This window comes from Stenotrophomonas sp. Steno-C17 (assembly GCF_056393165.1).
In genome coordinates this window covers 1-18,513 of the sequence record NZ_JBWJPD010000006.1, presented here as the reverse complement: position 1 = coordinate 18,513, position 18,513 = coordinate 1, and the positions used below count along the sequence as shown (strand labels likewise).

Here is an 18,513-nt window from a genome sequence, read left to right as displayed (position 1 = left end):
CGGGTCAGGGAGCGGCGTGCGCGCCTTCCGAGGTAGCGGCCGCAGCCAGCCGATCGGACAGCGCATCGTTGCGGTAGAAGGTGTAGGACAGGGTGATCGTCTTGATTTCCGGGGGCAGGTCCGGATCGACGATGAAGCGCACCGGCATGTCGCGCTTCTCACCGGCCTGCAGGGTCTGGGCGGTGAAGCAGAAGCATTCGGTCTTGCTGAAGAACCCCGACGCGCGCGCCGGCGCCACCGAAGGCACGGCGCTGCCGACCACGGCGCCAGCACTGTCGTTGCGGGCGAAGTACAGGGCCTCGTTGAGTTCGCCCGGCACCACGTCCATGGTCAGCTGCTCGGGGTGGAACGACCACGGCAGGCGCGAATTCACCCCACCATCGAACTCCACGCGCACGGTGCGCTTGCCGGTGGCCGCGCCGGTGCTGGCTTCACTGCCGGGGCCGCGCTCCAGGCGCACGCCGAACACTTTCTCGCAGGCGATGCGGTACAGCGGCACCAGCGAGAACGTCAGCAGGAACACCGCCACCGCCACGCCGATCAGGCGCGGCAGGCCGGCGCTGCGTGAGGTCGCGGTGGCCGGTGCCTCGCTCATCGGCCGATCACCCCACTCAGGATGAAGCCGACGTAGACCAGCACGGCGATGGCGCCCACCCACAGCGCGGTGCGGCGCGCGCGCTGGCGCTGCTGGTAGAGCCGACCGTTGGTCGGCTGCATTTCGCGAATCGACTGACAGTCGACTCTACCGGTCTGCAGCGGGTTCTCGTTATGCATGGCCCACCTCAATGCGTGATGTCATCGTGGGCCAGGTCGCCCGGGCGCAGGGTCGGCGGCGTGGTGAAGGTGTGCGCCGGTGCCGGCGAGGGCAAGGTCCACTCCAGCCCGCGTGCGCCTTCCCAGGAACGGTCGGCGGCCTTTTCGCCATTGCGCAGCGACGACAGCAGGATCGCCGCCATCATGAACGGCGTGGCGAACATGCCGAACGCACCGATCGAACTGATCAGGTTCCAGTCGGCGAACGCCACGCTGTAATCGGGAATGCGCCGCGGCATGCCGGCCAGGCCCAGGAAGTGCTGCGGGAAGAACAGCAGGTTCACGAACACGATCGACCACCAGAAGTGCACCTTGGCCCACTTCTCGCTGTACATGCGCCCGGTCCACTTCGGCCACCAGTAGTACACCGCGGCAATCAGCGCGAACACCGCACCGGTCACCAGCACGTAGTGGAAGTGGGCCACCACGAAATAAGTGTCGTGGTACTGGAAGTCCGCGGCGACGATGGCCAGCATCAGGCCGGAGAACCCGCCGATGGTGAACAGGATGACGAAGGCCACCGACCACAGCATCGGCGCTTCGAAGGTGAGCGAGCCGCGCCACATGGTGCTGACCCAGTTGAACACCTTCACCCCGGTCGGGATCGAGATCAGCATGGTGGCGAACATGAAGTAGATCTCGCCCCCCAGCGGCATGCCCACGGTGAACATGTGGTGGGCCCATACGATGAACGACAGGAAGGCGATCGCCGCGGTGGCGTAGACCATGGCCTGGTAGCCGAACAGCGGCTTGCGGCTGAAGGTCGGGATGATCTCGCTCACCACGCCGAAGGCGGGCAGGATCATGATGTAGACCTCGGGGTGCCCGAAGAACCAGAAGATGTGCTGGTACATCACCGGGTCACCGCCACCGGCGGCATTGAAGAAGCTGGTGCCGAAGAACTTGTCGGTCAGCAGCATGGTCACCGCACCGGCCAGCACCGGCATCACCGCAATCAGCAGGAACGCGGTGATCAGCCAGGCCCAGCAGAAGATCGGCATCTTCAGCAGGTCGATGCCCGGCGCACGCATGTTCAGCACGGTGGCGATGATGTTGATCGCACCCATGATCGAGCTGATGCCGGCCACGTGGATGGCGAACACGCTGAAGGCCACGTTGTAGCCGCCCTGCAGCGACAGCGGCGGGTACAGCGTCCAGCCACCGGCCGGTGCGCCGCCGGGCAGGAACAGGGTCAGCAGCAGCAGGCTGAAGGCCACCGGCAACAGCCAGAACGACCAGTTGTTCATGCGCGGCAGAGCCATGTCCGGCGCGCCGATCTGCAACGGAATCATCCAGTTGGCCAGGCCCACGAAGGCCGGCATCACGCCACCGAAGATCATCACCAGTGCGTGCACGGTGGTCATCTGGTTGAAGAATTCGGGTTTGACGAACTGCAGGCCCGGCTGCGCCAGTTCGGCACGGATCACCACGCTCATCGCCGCACCGATGATGAACATGATGAAGCTGAAACCCAGGTACAGCGTGCCGATGTCCTTGTGGTTGGTCGAGAAGAACCAACGCTCGAAGAAGCTCTGGTGGTGATGGTGATCGTCGTGCCCAACTGCCGAGTGCGCCATTGCAAAACACCTCTCAGAATCGGTTGTCACCGCGGCCGCAGGCGGCCACGGGCTTTACATCACGCGCCGCTGGCCGCGGTGGCAGGGGCACTGGCCGCTTCAGCAGCCGGTGCGGCAGGTTCCTCGCCCGCCGGTGCTGCCGGTGCTGCCGGCGCGGGTTGCGCAGGCGGTGCTGGCTTGCGCTGGGCCAGCCACTGCCTGAAGTCTTCCTTGGACACCGCCTCGACCACGATCGGCATGAAGCCATGGTCTTTGCCGCACAGTTCGGCGCACTGGCCACGGTAGACGCCGGGCTGCTCGATGCTGGTCCACGCTTCATTGATGAAGCCGGGGATGGCGTCCTGCTTCCAGCCCAGCGCCGGCACCCACCAGGCGTGGATCACGTCGTCGGAGGTGATGACGAAGCGCACCTTGGTATCGACCGGCAGCACCAGCCGGTTGTCCACGTCCAGCAGGTAGTGCGGGTGGCTTTCACGGTCGGGCACGATGCCGCTCTGCCGCACCCGGTCCGATTCGCGGTCCAGGCGGCTGGTGAAGGTCACGTTCTCGCCGAGGTACTCGTACTTCCACATCCACTGGTAGCCGGTGATCTTCACCGTCATCTCGGCATCGCGGGTGTCGTACATCTTGATCAGGTTGGCCGTGGCCGGCCAGGCCATCACCACCAGGATGATCACCGGAATGACGGTCCAGATGATCTCGGCCTTGGTGTTGTGGCTGAAGGTGGCCGCCACCGCGCCCTTGGACTTGCGGAACTTGAACATCGCATAGCCCATCGCGCCGAACACGATGACCCCGATCACCGTGCAGATGATCAGCGACAGATTGTTCGACTCCCAGGCCAGGCGCGAGGTCTGGGTGACCCCCTTGCCCATGTTCAGCTGCCACGGCTTGGGATCGGCCGCCTGTGCCCAGGCCAGTGCCGGTACCAGTCCCCCGGCCACCACCGCGGCGGCCGCTGCAACGCACTTCGTGCCCCACCTGCTGCTTTGCTTCATTGCCTAGACCCTTAGCGTCGTCGGTTGCCGCCATCGCTGGCGGCGAGCAAGCCTTCAAGCATTTCAGCAAGCGTCTGGCGTTCGGCCGGTGCGAGGAAACTGCCTACCTCCACCTGCCGTCCGCTGGATGCCAGCCGGACCCTCTCATCGCTGGTCACCAGGCGTACCCAATGCGGGTGTGCCCGGAACACCGGCGAACCACCGGGCGTGGGGATGACTTCCACACACGCCGGCACTACCCGGATCTCCTCCTGCCGTTCACCGCTGCGCCACAGGGCACGCAGGGCGGCTGCCAGCAACAGGCTGTACAGCAGCGCGAACAGGGGGGCGAACACATTGCCAGCCAGCCAACCCACGGCCGAAACCAGCCACATGGCCCCGCCCAACACGGTGAACAACAGGATGAACTGCCGGGCATCGAGCGCCCGTGGGGGACGCAGCCGCAGCTGCGTACCTGACCCATCCGGAGCTGGAAGCACCTCGATCATGTCGCAACCGCGTTCCTGCCGCGGGAAACGTCTCGATGGTAGCCCTGCCCTCTCGCCGGTAGCAAGGGTGCATTCACACTTTTTCCGATGTTGCAATACAGCATGACCCCGGCAGCGCGAATGACGAATTCGGCATAAATCTGCACGCACGTGCTGAACAGGCTGAATCCACCGCCACCAGGGGCTATCGGCGTTCATCAAGGACGCAGACGGGCACTTCCCGGCGGCCAAAAAATGATTAAAATCGCCAAGTTTTCCACTGGCCGGACCGGCATGAACGCACCTTCCTCCTCCCCTGCCGCCAGCGACGCCCCGCGTCCGGGCGCGCTGCTGTCGCCGGAACTGCCGGCGCCCCCCTCCCCGTTCCGCCAGGCCATCACCGATGCCTGGTTGAAGGACGAGGCCAGCCACGTGCGTGACCTGCTGGCGCAGGCGCGCCTGCCGGCCGAGGAACAGGCCCGGGTGCAGGCGCTGGCCGCCGACCTGGTGGGCCGGGTGCGCGTGCGCGCCAAGGACCAGGGCGCGATCGAAGCCTTCATGCGCCAGTACGACCTGGGCAGCGAGGAAGGCGTGCTGCTGATGTGCGTGGCCGAGGCGCTGCTGCGCATTCCCGACCAGGACACCGCCGACAAGCTGATCCGCGACAAGCTGGCCGATGCCGACTGGGAAAAGCACCTGGGCGGCAGCGATTCGGTGCTGGTCAACGCCTCCACCTGGGGCCTGATGCTGACCGGCAAGCTGGTGCAGATGAACGATGCCACCCGCGCCGACGCGCCCAGCGCGTTCAAGCGCCTGGTCGGCCGCGTCGGTGAACCGGTGGTGCGCCTGGCCGTGCGCCAGGCGATGAAGATCATGGGCCATCAGTTCGTGATGGGCCGCACCATCAGCGAAGCGCTGGCGCGCTCGCACAAGGGCGACAACGCCAGCTACCGCTATTCGTTCGACATGCTGGGCGAAGGCGCGCTGACCATGAAGGACGCGCTGCGCTACCTGGAAGACTACCGTCGTGCGATCCACGCCATCGGCGGCGATCACAAGGCACGCGGCGGCCGCCCCGATGGCGACGTCAACAATGCGCCGGGCATCTCGATCAAGCTGTCGGCGCTGTACCCGCGCTACGAACATGCCAAGCGCGCACGCGTGCTGAAGGACCTGGTGCCGGGCGTGCTGGAACTGGCGCAGCTGGCCAAGAGCTACGGCATCGGCTGCACGGTCGATGCCGAAGAATCCGATCGCCTGGAACTGTCGCTGGACATCATCGAGCAGGTGTTCTGCGACGCTTCGCTGGCCGGCTGGGATGGCTTCGGCGTGGTCGTGCAGGCGTACCAGAAGCGTACCCCGTACACGATCGACCACCTGGCCGACATGGCGCGCCGCGCCGGTCGCCGCCTGCAGGTGCGCCTGGTGAAGGGCGCCTATTGGGATGCCGAGATCAAGCGCGCGCAGATCGAAGGCTATCCGGGCTACCCGGTGTTCACCCGCAAGCAGAACACCGACGTGTCCTACCTGGCCTGCGCCAAGCGTCTGTTCACCCATGCCGACGCGATCTACCCGATGTTCGCCACGCACAACGCGCACACCATCGCCGCGGTGCGCAGCATCGCCAACGGTGGCGTGTACGAGCACCAGAAGCTGCACGGCATGGGCGATGACCTGTACGCCGAAGTGGTGCCGGCCGATCGCCTGGGCCTGCCCTGCCGCGTGTACGCGCCGGTCGGTTCGCACGAAGACCTGCTGCCGTACCTGGTGCGCCGCCTGCTGGAAAACGGCGCCAACTCCAGCTTCGTCAACCGCATCACCGACGAGCGCGTGCCGATTGCCGACCTGATCCGCGACCCGGTCGAGATGGTCGCCTCGTTCGAATCGATTCCGCACCCCAAGATCCCGCTGCCGGTTGACCTGCTGCGCAGCCAGAACCACGACAGGAAGAACTCCATGGGCGCCAACCTCGCCAACGACAACGAACTGCGCGCCCTGGCCGAGCAGATCAACGCTGCGGTAAAGCCGTGGCAGGCCGCGCCGCTGGTGCCGGGTGCGGTCACCACCGGTGCCTCGCTGCCGGTCACCAACCCGGCCGACAGCCGTGACGTGGTAGGCCAGTGGCAGGCCGCCGACGCCGCCACCGTGCAGAAGGCGCTGGCCAATGCCGTGGCCGCGCAGCCGGCCTGGAACCGTACCCCGGCCGCCAGCCGCGCCGCCATCCTGGAACATGCCGCCGACCAGCTGGAAGCGCGCATGCCCGAGTTCATGGCGCTGTGCGTGAAGGAAGCCGGCAAGAGCCTGCCCGATGGCATCGCCGAAGTGCGCGAAGCGGTGGATTTCCTGCGCTACTACGCCAAGCAGGCCCGCGAACAGTTCAGCCACGCCGAGAAGCTGCCCAGCCCGACCGGTGAATCCAACGAACTGCAGCTGCACGGCCGCGGCGTGTTCGTCTGCATCAGCCCCTGGAACTTCCCGCTGGCGATCTTCCTGGGCCAGGTGGCTGCCGCCCTGGCCGCCGGCAACAGCGTGATCGCCAAGCCGGCCGAGCAGACCAACCTGATCGGCTACCACGCAGTGAAGCTGCTGCACGACGCCGGTGTGCCGGCCGAAGTGGTGCAGTTCCTGCCGGGCGACGGTGCCACCGTCGGCGCTGCGCTGACCGCTGATCCGCGCGTGGCGGGCGTGGCCTTCACCGGCTCCACCGAAACCGCCCGTGCCATCAACCGCGCCATGGCGGCGCGTGATGCCGCCATCGGTGTACTGATCGCCGAAACCGGCGGCCAGAACGCCTTCATCGCCGACTCCTCGGCGCTGCCGGAACAGCTGGTCAAGGACGCCATCGGTTCGGCCTTCACCTCCGCCGGCCAGCGCTGCTCGGCTGCGCGCGTACTGTTCGTGCAGGACGACATCGCCGACAAGGTGATGACCATGCTGGCCGGCGCGATGAAGGAACTGAAGGTCGGCAACCCCGGCCTGCTGTCCACCGACGTCGGCCCGGTGATCGATGCCGACGCGCTGAAGATCCTGCAGGACCACGCCGAGCGCATGGACCGCGAAGCGCGCCTGATCGCCGCTGCCGAACTGTCCGCCGAAGCCGCCCACGGCACCTTCTTCGCGCCGCGTGCGTACGAACTGAAGGACCTGGGCCAGCTGCAGAAGGAAGTGTTCGGCCCGGTGCTGCACGTGATCCGCTGGAAGGGTGAGCAGCTGGATGCGGTGATCGACCAGATCAACGCCACCGGCTACGGCCTGACCCTGGGCGTGCATTCGCGCATCGACGAGACCGTGGACCGCATCAGCAACGGCGTCCATGTCGGCAACGTCTACGTCAACCGCAACCAGATCGGTGCAGTGGTGGGCGTGCAGCCGTTCGGTGGCCAGGGCCTGTCCGGCACCGGCCCCAAGGCCGGCGGCCCGCACTACCTGCTGCGCTTCGCCACTGAAAAGACGGTGACGGTGAACACCACCGCCGCCGGTGGCAATGCCTCGCTGCTGACCCTGGGCGACTAAGACACCCCTCCCTTCCACGGGTGTGATGGATGCACGGAAAACCCCGCGAAAGCGGGGTTTTTTGTGTGCTTCCGGTGGCGCCAGGCGATGCCCGGCCGCGCTTACCCGGCCGCCACGCTGAAGCGGTTGTCCGCGCGCATCGCCAGCTCGCCCTGCACCCGCGCAACCCGCGCGTCCAGATCACCTTCCAACAGCACATACGGCACCCCACGCGCCTGCAGTTGCTGCAGGTACCACGCGTGCTGCCGCGCGCGGAATTCCACGCCCACGCGCGTGCCGTCCTGCACGAACGGAATATCCGGCGCGCACAGGAACAGCAGATCGTAGGGCCGCGCTGCGGCGCGCTGTAGCTCCGCTGGCGCGGTCTGGAACATCCAGCCGCTGTAGCCCAGGGTGACCAGCGGCGTGGTGTCGCAGAACAGCCAGCGGTGCGCGTGCTGCGCCGCCTGCTCTTCATGCTGCGGCTGGGTCGCGGCGATGCGCAGCAGATCCTGCGCATGCAGCGCACCGCCCTGCTGTTCCCACAACGTGCGTCCGTACTCGGGCACCCAGCGGCTGCCCAGGCGTTCGGCCAGCATCCGCGCCAGCGTGCTCTTGCCCGTGGATTCGCCACCGATGAAGGCCACGCGCTGCACGTGGTCGGCGTACACCGCCGCTGACAGGCTGCTGCGGTGTGCGTGCGGATCGGCACGCAGCTCAGTACCACTGGCCTGTCCGATGTCGGTCGAACGCTCCAGCCGATGATGCTGCACCGGTGCAGCGAACTGCTGGGCCAGGGCTGCAGCAAAACCATCGCCGTAGTCTTCGCCGGTGAACACCGCCTGCACCGGCCCACCAAACAGTGCCAGGCACAGCCACGCCGTGAAGGCGCGCTGCACCTGCTCGCTTTCGCTGTCCTGCGGCAGCGCGCGCACCGCCACGCCATACGCGCGGCACAGCGCGGCCAGGCGCGCATCGTCCAACACCGCGACGGACGCCTGCGGGAACCGCGCCCGCAGCCAGCGCTCGCGCCTCTCGGCGCTGTAGCCGGCGAAGCCCGGCTGCGACCAGCCGATCACCAGCAGCTGCCGGCAGCGCGCGGCCGCGAATTCGATCAGCCGTTCGTGGCCACGGTGCAGCGGGCAGAACTTGCCCACCACCAGACCGCGCGGCACCTTGTCAGGCAGTGGCATCGGCCGCGCCCGCCGCCGCGCGGTCGGCGCGCATCAGCGTGCGCCAGTGGCGCAGCGCCACCAGCGCATTGATCCAGAAACCGATGTACAGGATCGAGGTCAGGTGCAGGCCGCGGCTGTAGTACAGCGGCACCGCAATGGTGTTGACCAGCAGCCACAGCCACCACGATTCCAGCTTGCGCTGCATCATCAGGATCTGCGCGATCACGCTCAACACCAGCACGGCTGAATCGATGTAGGGCGCGTAGGCCTGGGTCAGGCGGGTCAACATCCAGCCGTAGCCCAGCGTGCCCACCACCGCCAACGGCAGCAGCCACGCCCAGGCACGTGGGCGCAGCGAGGTGATCGGCAACGGCGCGCCGTGGTCACCCCGCAGCCACTGCCACCAGCCCAGCACGCTGATGACGATGAAGAAGCCCTGCAGCACCATGTCGGCGTACAGGTGGGAACGCTCGAACACCGCGGCAAACAGCGCGCAGCCGACGATGCCCAGCCACCAGGTGTGCACGTTGTTGCGCCCAGCCAACAGGATCGAGCCCGCGACGGCGATGTTGGCGGCCAGCTCCAGCTGGAAATTCGGATCGGACAGGTTCATGCCGCTATTGTCGTCGATCCATGCCCGTTGCGTGGATGGCCTTACAACCTCGCGAGGAACGCCTCGGCATCCCCCGCTTCACACTTCCACTCGGCATACACCCCGACCAACTGGCACTGCGGGCAGCGGCAGCCGATGTACAGCCACCGCACATCGCGCGAATCGGGGTACAACGCCACCCCACTGTGGATCGCCAGCGCCTCGGCGCCGCACAGGCATTCATGGGCTTCCAGCTCCGCCTCATCAACGTACTCGGCGCCATCCCCCATCAGATGCGATTGTCCGCAGCGCACGCAGTCGCGGCGCGCAACCCCGGCCTCCTCGTCATCGAACAGACGGAACAGCGTCGAGCCGCACACGCATACCGAAGCACGGTATTCGGTCGCGGGGTAGCCGTTGCCTTCACTGAAGCGCTGGATGGAGGCACGGATGTCCTGATCCTCGCTGCCATACCAGTGCTTGCCCTTGCGGGTAAGCGTCATCCCTGCCTCCTTCCGAAACGCATCATGATGGCGCCTACCCGTAGATCCACGCCATGCGTGGATGGCCCGGCAAAAGAAAGCCCCGCTTGCGCGGGGCTCTCCCTGTACTGCGTCAGGCCGTGGCCTTTATCAGAACTTGTACTGCATCGAAGCAGCCAGCACGTCGCCGGTCACCTTGTACTTGCCGGTCACGGTGTTGCCGGTGGCCGAGGTCGAGGTGATGTTCGGGTCCTTGGTGAACAGGTGGGTGTAACCCACGCTGTATTCCATCTTCTCCGACGGGGCCCAGGTCAGACCCAGCGACAGCCACTTGCGGGTGGTGTCCGGCACGCGCACGTCGCGGTGTGCATCGGTGGTCGGGGTCTGGTCGTACGCCAGACCGCCACGCAGGGTCAGCTGCTCGTTCAGACGGTACTCGGTACCGATCGACGCGAAGGTGGTATCGCGGTAGTGGAACGGCAGCACGCTGTCGGGCTGGTTGGAATCGTAGTCAACCGTGACCTGGTCGAACTTGCTCCACGCCGTGCGCGAGACGTCGGCCATGATCTTCCACTGGTCGTTCACGCGGTGGCTGACGCTGACCGTGGCGCTGGCCGGCAGGGTGATGGTGGCGCGGCCGTTGCTGTCCACGAAGGTGCCCGGGGCAGCGCTGTTCAGGAAGGTCTGCGCCGCCGGGGTCATGGTGAAGTCAGCCTTGCCGTCGGTGATCTTGTGTTCCACTTCCGAGCGGTAGCTGAAGGCGATGTTGGTGCCTTCCACCGGGCTGACGGTCATGCCCAGGGTGTAACCCACGGACATTTCGTCGCCCTTGATGCGCAGGTAGCCATCGGCGGTACCCGGGGCGAAGCCCAGCTGGGCGGCCTGGGCAGCAGCCTGGCGGGCAGCCGCAGCGGCCTGGGCGGCGGTGCCACCGGCAGCCAGCACGGCGGCCGAGGCGCGCTGCTGGGCGCTGGCGTTGATGGCGGTGCCGGCATCGACGGCGCTGGTCAGGTCAACGTCCAGGCGCTCGACGAACACCGACGCACCGAAGGACAGGTACGGGTTCACGTCGTAGGAGAACGCGGCACCCAGGTCGACGGCCTGCAGTTCGGTCTTCACGCCGTTGTAGCGGCCGACCCAGTCACGGTCGTATTCGGTCTTGAAACCGAACGGCACCGACAGCGACACACCGAAGTGCATGTTGTCCTTTTCGCCGAACGGCACGTGGAAGTACGCGGCCGGAACCGGGGCGATCATGCCGGCGTCGCCGCCGTTGCCGCCGGAAATCGGGGCGCCGTTGCCGTACTGGCCTTCGCCACGGAACTTGGCGCCGAAGCTGATGGCGCTCACGTCACCCTGGAACTGGGTGCCGTCGAGCAGACGCATCGAGGCCGGGTTGGTGGCGACCACCGAGGCATCGCCTTCGGCAGAGGTCGAGCCGGCGAACGCGCGGCCGAGGCCCTTGGCGCTGTTTTCCTTCAGCTGGAAGGCAGCGGCATTCGCATCGGCGGCGGCCAGCGCACCGGCAACGCCGACGGCCAGCAGGGTCAGTCGGGCAATGGTGGAAGCAGTTTGCATCGTGTTCTCTCTCCGGTAAGCGGTGATGGTGCTCTGAGTGCGCCTGCGCCTACCGGACCCGAAGGCCCGCCAGAACGCGCCGGATTCCCCTCCCGACATACGACGCCGTATGCGAGTATCACTCAGAGCCGTTAATGAAACAATAACAGCAGCAAGGGTTTTCCCCTCGTAAAACATGAACAGGCACCTCACCGCAGAATGCCTGCGCACGCTAGGCTAGCGCCCATGTTCGTCTCGCTCCCCTCACGCAAAAAGGCGGCCCTGCGCTGGGCCACGCCCGTGCTGTTTGCGTCAGTGTGGCTGGCGTTCCTGTGGTCGATCTCGCGCCCGGACGACGCCCGGCGCAGCCTCTGGCTGGACTGGGGGGCCCTGTCCACCGGCCTGACCCACCCGCTGGACTACTGGGCCACCCTGCAGGACGGCAGCGTGCTGCGCCTGTTCACCGCGCTGTTCCTGCACGCCGACTGGTCGCACCTGCTGGGCAACCTGGTGTTCCTGCTGATCTTCGGCCTGCCGGCCGAGCGCGTGCTGGGCCCGTGGCGGCTGCTGTTGCTGTTCCTGCTGGGCGGCGCCGTCTCCAACCTGGTGGCGATCTACACCATGGGCAGCCCGGACCAGATCATCATCGGCGCCAGCGGCGCGGTGTCGGCGCTGATCGGCGCCTATCTGGCCCTGTTCCCCGGCGCACGGCTGGGGGTGGTCATTCCGCTGGGCCTGTTCCTGGAGTTCGTGCGCGCCCCGGCTTACCTGCTGATCGGGGTGTGGGCGGCACTGCAGGTGGTGTTCGCCTACATCGGCCCGACCTTCGGCATGGTGGCCTGGTGGGCCCACATCGGCGGCTTCCTGTTCGGCCTGCTGTACGGCGTATACGTGCGCGCCGCGATCGCCCGCAAGCTGCGCAAGCGCCACGGCTTCTAGCCGCGCATCGTAGAGTCGAGCTTGCTCGACTGCCTTGGCTTCTCCGTAGAGTCGAGCTTGCTCGACTGCCTTTCCATGAATCAGTCGAGCAAGCTCGACTCTACCGACCGCGCGCGGCTGACCAGCAACGTGTTGTGGTGGGTATCGAACACCAGCGTGGCGCCCCCATCCAGCACCACGGCATATTCGAAGAAGTGCAGCTCGCCCAGCAGAGGCACCAGCTCGGCCGCCTGCAGAGACCATACCGGCCACGGTGTCGCGCGTTCGTCGGAAACGATCAACTGGATCTCACCCTGCGCAGGCCCCAGGAGTTCCGCCAGACGGGCAAGCCCCTGCGTGCCATCGTCGTAGCGTGCATGTGCCTGTGCAGCGGGGGCACCGTCCCACCACAGAATCCGAGCGGGATCGATGCCGTGCCGATGCGCCAGCGCGTCGAGCCACGGGCCGGCGACGCCGGGCGGCCAGGGCGCGCGGGCCAGCAGTTCGCCGATACGGGTGGTGAGCGCAGCGTCATCCATGGGCGGTGTGGGATCTCGCCGGGCATGGCCCGGCGCTACCGTCAGGGTTTTACCGGGGCCGGGGCAGGCTTCGGTTCCGGCTTCGGTTCGGCCTTGGCTTCCGGCTTCGCCGCAGCGGCCTTCGCCGCCTTGGCCGCATCCGCCTTCGCTGCTTCGGCCTTCAAGCGTGCAGCCACCGAACCCGGGTGCTTCAGTTCGGCCAGGGCATCGTCAATCGGGCCATCGCCCGGCAGCACGGCACCGGCGTGATAGCCCTCGGTACCTTCGTCGTCGCCGCGCAGGTGGCCCGGCAGGGTCGCTTCGCTGTAGTCGCTCAGGCTGGCCGGCAGTGCCTCTTCCTCCGGCGTCGGGGCCGGCTTCAGTTCCACCTCCGGCACGATGCCGGTGGCCTGGATCGATTTGCCGCTGGGCGTGTAGTACCGCGCCGTGGTCAGCTTCACCGAATCGCCATTGTCCAGCGGCAGCACGGTCTGCACCGAGCCCTTGCCGAAGGTGCGGCTGCCCACCACGCGTGCGCGCTGGTTGTCACGCAGCGCACCGGCCAGCACTTCGGACGCACTGGCCGAGCCTGCATCCACCAGCACGACCACCGGCGCCCCCTTCAGCAGGTCGCCCGGGGTGGCGTCGAAGCGGGCGTCGCTGATGCGGATGCGGCCGCGCGTGCTGACGATGTTGCCCTTCTCAAGCAGATCATCGGCCACCTGCACCGCGGCCGTCAGCAGGCCACCGGGGTTGCTGCGCAGATCCAGCACCAGACCCTTCAGGCTGCCACCAGACTGCTTCTGCAGTTGCTGCACATGCTTCTGGAAATCGGCACCGGTGTCGGCCTGGAACGTGGCCAGGCGGATGTAGCCGTAGCCGGGCTCCAGCAGGCGGCTGCGCACGCTGGTCACGCGGATGGTCTGCCGGGTCAGCGGCACATCGAACGGCTTGGGCTTGCCCTCGCGCACGATGGTCAGCACCACCTTGCTGCCGGCCGGGCCACGCAGCGGTTCGCTGGCATCGATGGCACTGATCGGCTTGCCGTCGATGGCGATGATCAGGTCGCCGGCCAGAATGCCGGCCTTGGCCGCCGGCGTATCATCAATCGGCGAAATCACCTTCATCGAGGCGTTGTCCGGCTGCTGCTGCAGCTCCACGCCGATGCCTTCATAGGCGCCGTTGGCCTGCTCGTCGAAGGCCTCGGCATCTTCCTTGTTGAAGTAGGTGCTGTGCGGATCCAGATCCAGCAGCAGGCCGCGCACGGCCGACTGCATCAGCTTGTTGTCGTCCACCGGGTCCACGTAGGCCGCACGCACCGCGTTGTAGACCGCCACGAAGCGCCGGATGTCTTCCAGCGGCACCTTCGATGTCACCGCCTCCTCAGCGCTGGCGGCCTGCCCCGGGGTTTCGGCGGCGGCCGCAGGCGCGGTCTGCTGCGCCCAGGACAACACTGGCAACAAAGCCAGCAAGAGGGTGGCGGTACGGGCTGCGCGCATGGATCACTCCTGTCGACGGTGGCATCGTGCCCAAGGCACATGCACCGATTATGCGCGAAGCGTGGGTAAATTCCCGTTGAATCCTGCGGCACTACGGCCGCCAGGATTCAGCGGCGCTGCAGCCAGCTGTCCGGATTGACCGGCTGGCCGCCGCGGCGCAGTTCGAAGTACAGCGCGGTCACGCCCTGGCCACCGGAATTGCCCACCTTGGCCACCGCGTCGCCGCGGCTGACGCGTGCGCCGGCATCCTTCAGCAGCGTGTCGTTGTGCGCGTAGAGGCTCATGTAACCATTGCCGTGGTCGACGATCAGGATCATGCCGTAACCGGTCATCCAGTCGGAGAACACCACGGTGCCATCGGCCACGGCGGTCACGGTGCTGCCGGCAGGCGCACCGATCAGTACACCGCTGCTGGTGCGGCCGTCAGGCAGCTTGCCGCCGTAGCGGGCCAGCAGGTTGCCCGACAGCGGCCAGCCCAGGCCGCCGACCTTGGGCGCGGGCGCCGAGGCCACCGCCGGCGGCACCTTGGTGGGCGGTGCCGGGCGCCCTTCGGCCCTGGCCTGGCGTGCGGCCTTTTCGGCCGCCGCCTTTTCCGCTGCGGCCTTGCGTGCGGCGGCGCGGCGCTCGGCCTCGGCGCGTGCGGCAGCAGCGCGCAGGTTGGCCAGCAGGGTTTCCAGCGCCTTGGCATCCTGGCCCAGCGCCTGTTCCTTCTCGCGCTGGTCCTTGAAGCGTTCTTCCAGCGAAGCCACCGTCTGCGCGCGTTCGCGGCGGTCGGCAGCCAGCGTCGCGGCCTGCTGCTTCTGGTCGCGCTGGGCGCCCCGCAGCTGCTGGTGGCGATCGGCAATCTGGGTCTGCAGCGTCTCCAGTTCCTTCAGGTCGGCCGTCAGTGTGGCCATGCGCTGGGCCCGCTCGCGTTGCAGGTAGCGGTGGTAGGCCAGGGCGCGATTCGCATCGGCCACGGTGTCCTGCGACAGCAGCAGTTTCAGCGGTGCGTGACTGCCCAACTGGTAGGCCGCACGCAACAGACCGGCCAGCTCGCGATGCTGCTGGGCCAGGGTCGCCTGCAGCGCATTGCGGCGCTGCTCGGCCTGGGCCAGGGCCTGGGCCTGCTCGCGCAACGCCGATTCGGTCTGCGCCAGGGTGCGGCCGGTGCGGGCCACTTTCTCGTCTGCCTCGCGCAGCTGCCGTGAGGCCTGGCCGCGCTGGCCCTCGATCTGCCGGCGCTCCTGCGCGACGTCCTTCAGCTCGCTGCGCAGCTTCTGCAGCTTGCGCTCGGCTTCGCGGGTCGACGCGGTCTGCGCGCCGCCGGGGACCGGCAGTGCCAGCGCCAGGGCCAGCCCCAGCAACAGACAACGCGCGCCGCGGGCGGCGGTGTGAGGCTGGCGTGAGGGGAAGACGTTGTGGCGCAAGGGCTTTCCAGTGACTTCAGGCAGTTGCAGGGGGTGCCGGGGAATGGTGACATCTCCGCACGCGGCCTGCCAGCCGCACAACAACGAGGTCCCCATGAACAACCCTTCCATTCCGCTGCTGTTGGGCCTGCTGCTGGCCACCGCGCCGCTGGCCGCGCAGGAAAACATCAGCAAGGTCAACGGCAGCATCGGCGCCGACCCGGGCCAGCGCTACGGCAAGCTGGACACCGTCAATGGCAGCATCCGCGTGGGTGAAGGCGTGGAAACCGGCAGCATCGACACGGTCAACGGCGGGGTAACGGTCGCCGATCGTGCACGCACCGGCAGCATCGAGACGGTGAACGGTGGCGTTCGCCTGGGCCGCGAAGTGATCGCCCACGGCGATGTCAGCACGGTCAACGGCAGCATCTTCAGCGACCACGGCAGCCAGATCGAGGGCGGCGTGGAGACCGTGAACGGCGGCATCGGCCTGGTCAGCAGCCAGGTGCGCAAGGACGTGGAGACCGTGAACGGCGATATCACCGTCGGCATCGGTTCCCAGGTGTCCGGTGGCGTGCACGTGCGCAAGCCGAATTTCAGTGTCTCGCTGACCACCAGCCGCAAGCCGCGCATCATCATCGGCCCCAACGCGGTCGTCAGCGGCCCGCTGGAGTTCGAACGCGAGGTGGTGCTGTACGTGCACCGCAGCGCCCGCATCGGCCCGGTCACCGGCGCCGAGGCCATCCCGTTCGACACCGATACCGCCCCGGCGGATTGACGTCGTGCCACACCGGGGACTGTTCCCCGCTACCTGGCCGTGCCTGGCGCGGCCCCCTTCTGTATCCAGGATACCGACGATGCCCCGTAAACTCCTTCTGTGCCTGGCCGCTGCGGCCGCGCTCAGCGCCTGCAAGGGCGAAGACACGCCAGCCGCCGCGCCGGCCACCGACACCGCCGCTGCCGCCAAGCCGGCCAGCCACGCGTTCTCGCCGGAGATCAACGCCGCTGACTTCAGCGAGATGGTGAAGACGCTGGCCTCGGACGAATTCGAAGGCCGCGCCCCCGGCAGCAAGGGCGAAGAACTGACGGTCAACTACATCCGCGACCAGATGCAGCGCATCGGCCTGCAGCCGGGCAACGGCGACAGCTGGTTCCAGGACGTGCCGATGACCGAAACCACGGCCGACGAGTCGACCGTGCTGAAGATCGACCAGGGCGGCAAGACCACCGAACTGAAGTTCGGCACCGACATGGTGGTCGGCACCCGTACCGGCCAGACCGAGGTGAAGCTGGATGCCAGCAACCTGGTGTTCGTCGGCTACGGCGTGGACGCGCCGGAACAGAAGTGGAACGACTACCAGGGCCAGGACTGGAAGGGCAAGACGGTGGTCATGTTCGTCAATGACCCGGGCTTCCACGTCGACGACCAGACCCTGTTCGACGGCAAACGCATGACCTACTACGGCCGCTGGACGTACAAGTTCGAAGAGGCCGCGCGCAAGGGCGCTGCCGGCGCGCTGATCGTGCATGACACCGCCGGTGCCTCCTATGGCTGGGACGTGGTGAAGAATTCCTGGGCCGGCCCGCAGTACGACCTGCCGGCCAAGGATGATCCGGAGCGCCGTCTGCCGGTGCAGGGTTGGCTGAGTGCCGAGGCCGCCAAGGCGCTGTTCGCCGGTGCCGGTCTGGACCTGGCCCAGGCCTACAAGGACGCCAGCAAGCGGGGCTTCAAGCCGGTACCGCTGCAGGCCACCGCCTCGGTCGATCTGAAGAGCCAGGTCGCGCAGAAGCAGTCGCGCAACGTGGTGGGCGTGCTGCCCGGCAGCAAGCGTGCCGACGAAGCCGTGCTGTACATGGCCCACTGGGACCATCTGGGCAAGCATGAGGGCGAGGAAGGCGACAACATCTACAACGGTGCCGTGGACAACGCCACCGGCGTGGCCGGCATTCTGGAAGTGGCCGAAGCAATGGCCCACCAGGACCCGAAGCCGGAGCGCTCGGTGGTGTTCCTGGCCGTCACCCTGGAAGAGTCGGGCCTGCTGGGTTCGAAGTACTACGTGGCCCACCCGACCTTCCCGCTGGACAAGATTGCTGGCGTGATCAACATCGACGCGATGTCGGTGGCCGGCCGTGCCAAGGACGTGACCGTCACCGGTTTCGGCAGTTCCGAGCTGGAGGACATCCTGAAGCCGCTGGCGGCCGCACAGGACCGTACCCTGCACGGTGAGACCGCGGTGCAGAGCGGCTTCTACTTCCGTTCCGACCACTTCAACTTCGCCAAGGCCGGCGTGCCGGCCCTGTATGCCGATGGCGGTGAGGACCTGCGCGACGGCGGCGTGGACGCCGGCCGCAAGGCAGCCACTGACTACGGCAACAACCGCTACCACGGCCCGAAGGATGAATTCGACGCCGCCACCTGGAAGCTGGATGGCACCGTGGAAGACCTGCAGTTGATGTACGGCGTGGGCAAGGAACTGGCAGGCGGCGATCGCTGGCCGAACTGGTACGAAGGCAATCCCTTCAAGGCCGCCCGCGACACCATGATGAAGAACAAGGCCTCGGCCCCGTAACGTCGAGCTTGCTCGACGGAAGCGCTTGGACGAGGAAGCGGCGCCCCACGGGGCGCCGTTTTTTTGTGCCGCCGCCAGGGGTAGGTGCCAACCTTGGTTGGCACTGCTTTCCGCCGGGCATGGCCCGGCGCTACCCATCCACGGATGGCGTGGATCTACCGGGCGCTTGGTTTCGCCCAAAGAAAAACCCCGCTGCGTGAGCAGCGGGGTTTTGGGTGTAAACCCTGGCGATGACCTACTCTCGCATGGCTTGAGCCACACTACCATCGGCGCAGCTGCGTTTCACTTCCGAGTTCGGGATGGGATCGGGTGGTTCCACAGCGCTGTTTTCACCAGGGAGACGGTTGCAGCAGCGCTTGCAGCGCCAGCTCGCGATCTTGCCCTTGGGGCGGAAGGTACCCGGAAAAAGCAGTGCCTTCACTTAATAAGAAAAAACCCCGCTGCATGAGCAGCGGGGTTTTTGGGTA

16 protein-coding genes and 1 rRNA gene are annotated in these 18,513 nt (G+C 67.0%); 4 read left to right on the top strand and 13 right to left on the bottom strand.

The window, feature by feature from the left end; translation table 11 throughout:
- Positions 1–4: 4 nt before the first annotated feature.
- The 5 genes from AC06FA_RS07175 to AC06FA_RS07155 are packed head-to-tail and all read right to left on the bottom strand — an operon-like array spanning position 5 to position 3,876.
- Positions 5–595, bottom strand: a complete 591-nt coding sequence (locus AC06FA_RS07175; RefSeq protein WP_312707526.1) for a cytochrome c oxidase assembly protein — start codon at positions 593–595, stop codon at positions 5–7.
- The gene (locus AC06FA_RS07170; RefSeq protein WP_478067709.1) at positions 592–774 is read right to left on the bottom strand and encodes a hypothetical protein; all 183 of its coding nucleotides are present in this window, start codon (positions 772–774) and stop codon (positions 592–594) included. Before AC06FA_RS07170 ends, AC06FA_RS07175 begins: the two co-directional genes overlap by 4 nt.
- Before the next feature lie 8 nt (positions 775–782).
- Positions 783–2,390: a cytochrome c oxidase subunit I gene (gene ctaD, locus AC06FA_RS07165; RefSeq protein WP_108751936.1), complete on the bottom strand. Its 1,608-nt coding sequence runs from the start codon at positions 2,388–2,390 to the stop codon at positions 783–785.
- Between the two features lie 59 nt (positions 2,391–2,449).
- On the bottom strand, positions 2,450–3,388 hold the full coding sequence (gene coxB, locus AC06FA_RS07160) for a cytochrome c oxidase subunit II (protein ID WP_478067708.1): 939 nt from the start codon (positions 3,386–3,388) through the stop codon (positions 2,450–2,452).
- A gap of 11 nt (positions 3,389–3,399) precedes the next feature.
- Entirely contained in the window at positions 3,400–3,876 is a 477-nt protein-coding gene (locus AC06FA_RS07155) for a DUF2244 domain-containing protein (protein WP_478067707.1), read from the bottom strand.
- A gap of 273 nt (positions 3,877–4,149) precedes the next feature.
- Between AC06FA_RS07155 and putA the strand changes: the two genes are divergently transcribed.
- Positions 4,150–7,368 (top strand): bifunctional proline dehydrogenase/L-glutamate gamma-semialdehyde dehydrogenase PutA, encoded by a 3,219-nt coding sequence (putA, locus tag AC06FA_RS07150; RefSeq protein ID WP_478067706.1) that lies wholly within the window; start codon positions 4,150–4,152, stop codon positions 7,366–7,368.
- A 101-nt stretch (positions 7,369–7,469) separates the two neighbouring features.
- Here putA and AC06FA_RS07145 read toward each other — a convergent pair whose 3' ends face one another.
- The 4 genes from AC06FA_RS07145 to AC06FA_RS07130 all read right to left on the bottom strand — a co-directional run bounded on the left by AC06FA_RS07145 (position 7,470) and on the right by AC06FA_RS07130 (position 11,174).
- Positions 7,470–8,540: an AAA family ATPase gene (locus AC06FA_RS07145; RefSeq protein ID WP_478067705.1), complete on the bottom strand. Its 1,071-nt coding sequence runs from the start codon at positions 8,538–8,540 to the stop codon at positions 7,470–7,472.
- Complete coding sequence (gene pnuC, locus AC06FA_RS07140; protein ID WP_478067704.1) at positions 8,527–9,135, bottom strand: nicotinamide riboside transporter PnuC; 609 nt, start codon at positions 9,133–9,135, stop codon at positions 8,527–8,529. The genes AC06FA_RS07145 and pnuC overlap by 14 nt, the downstream gene beginning before the upstream one ends.
- Positions 9,136–9,176: 41 nt before the next feature.
- Positions 9,177–9,617 carry a hypothetical protein gene (locus tag AC06FA_RS07135; RefSeq protein WP_478067703.1) on the bottom strand — a complete coding sequence of 147 codons (441 nt, stop codon included), beginning with the start codon at positions 9,615–9,617 and terminating at the stop codon, positions 9,177–9,179.
- Between the two features lie 129 nt (positions 9,618–9,746).
- Positions 9,747–11,174: an outer membrane protein transport protein gene (locus AC06FA_RS07130; RefSeq protein ID WP_478067702.1), complete on the bottom strand. Its 1,428-nt coding sequence runs from the start codon at positions 11,172–11,174 to the stop codon at positions 9,747–9,749.
- A gap of 225 nt (positions 11,175–11,399) precedes the next feature.
- Between AC06FA_RS07130 and AC06FA_RS07125 the strand changes: the two genes are divergently transcribed.
- On the top strand, positions 11,400–12,092 hold the full coding sequence (locus AC06FA_RS07125; protein WP_108748229.1) for a rhomboid family intramembrane serine protease: 693 nt from the start codon (positions 11,400–11,402) through the stop codon (positions 12,090–12,092).
- A gap of 80 nt (positions 12,093–12,172) precedes the next feature.
- On the opposite strand, the gene AC06FA_RS07120 is transcribed toward AC06FA_RS07125, so the two are convergent.
- From AC06FA_RS07120 to AC06FA_RS07110, 3 genes are all read right to left on the bottom strand, one after another.
- Entirely contained in the window at positions 12,173–12,610 is a 438-nt protein-coding gene (locus AC06FA_RS07120) for a hypothetical protein (RefSeq protein WP_478067701.1), read from the bottom strand.
- Between the two features lie 41 nt (positions 12,611–12,651).
- Positions 12,652–14,088, bottom strand: a complete 1,437-nt coding sequence (locus AC06FA_RS07115) for a S41 family peptidase (RefSeq protein WP_478067700.1) — start codon at positions 14,086–14,088, stop codon at positions 12,652–12,654.
- 107 nt (positions 14,089–14,195) lie between these two features.
- A complete protein-coding gene (locus tag AC06FA_RS07110) occupies positions 14,196–15,497 on the bottom strand; it encodes a murein hydrolase activator EnvC family protein (RefSeq protein ID WP_478067699.1) in 1,302 nt (433 codons plus the stop codon).
- A 94-nt stretch (positions 15,498–15,591) separates the two neighbouring features.
- On the opposite strand from AC06FA_RS07110, the gene AC06FA_RS07105 reads away from it, so the two are divergent.
- Positions 15,592–16,254, top strand: coding sequence for a DUF4097 family beta strand repeat-containing protein (locus tag AC06FA_RS07105; RefSeq protein WP_478067698.1), 663 nt, complete (start codon positions 15,592–15,594; stop codon positions 16,252–16,254).
- Positions 16,255–16,333: 79 nt separating this feature from the next.
- On the top strand, positions 16,334–18,046 hold the full coding sequence (locus tag AC06FA_RS07100) for a M28 family metallopeptidase (RefSeq protein WP_478067697.1): 1,713 nt from the start codon (positions 16,334–16,336) through the stop codon (positions 18,044–18,046).
- A gap of 222 nt (positions 18,047–18,268) precedes the next feature.
- Here the strand turns inward: AC06FA_RS07100 and rrf are convergent.
- Positions 18,269–18,383: ribosomal RNA gene (rrf, locus tag AC06FA_RS07095) — 5S ribosomal RNA — on the bottom strand.
- Positions 18,384–18,513 lie beyond the last annotated feature (130 nt).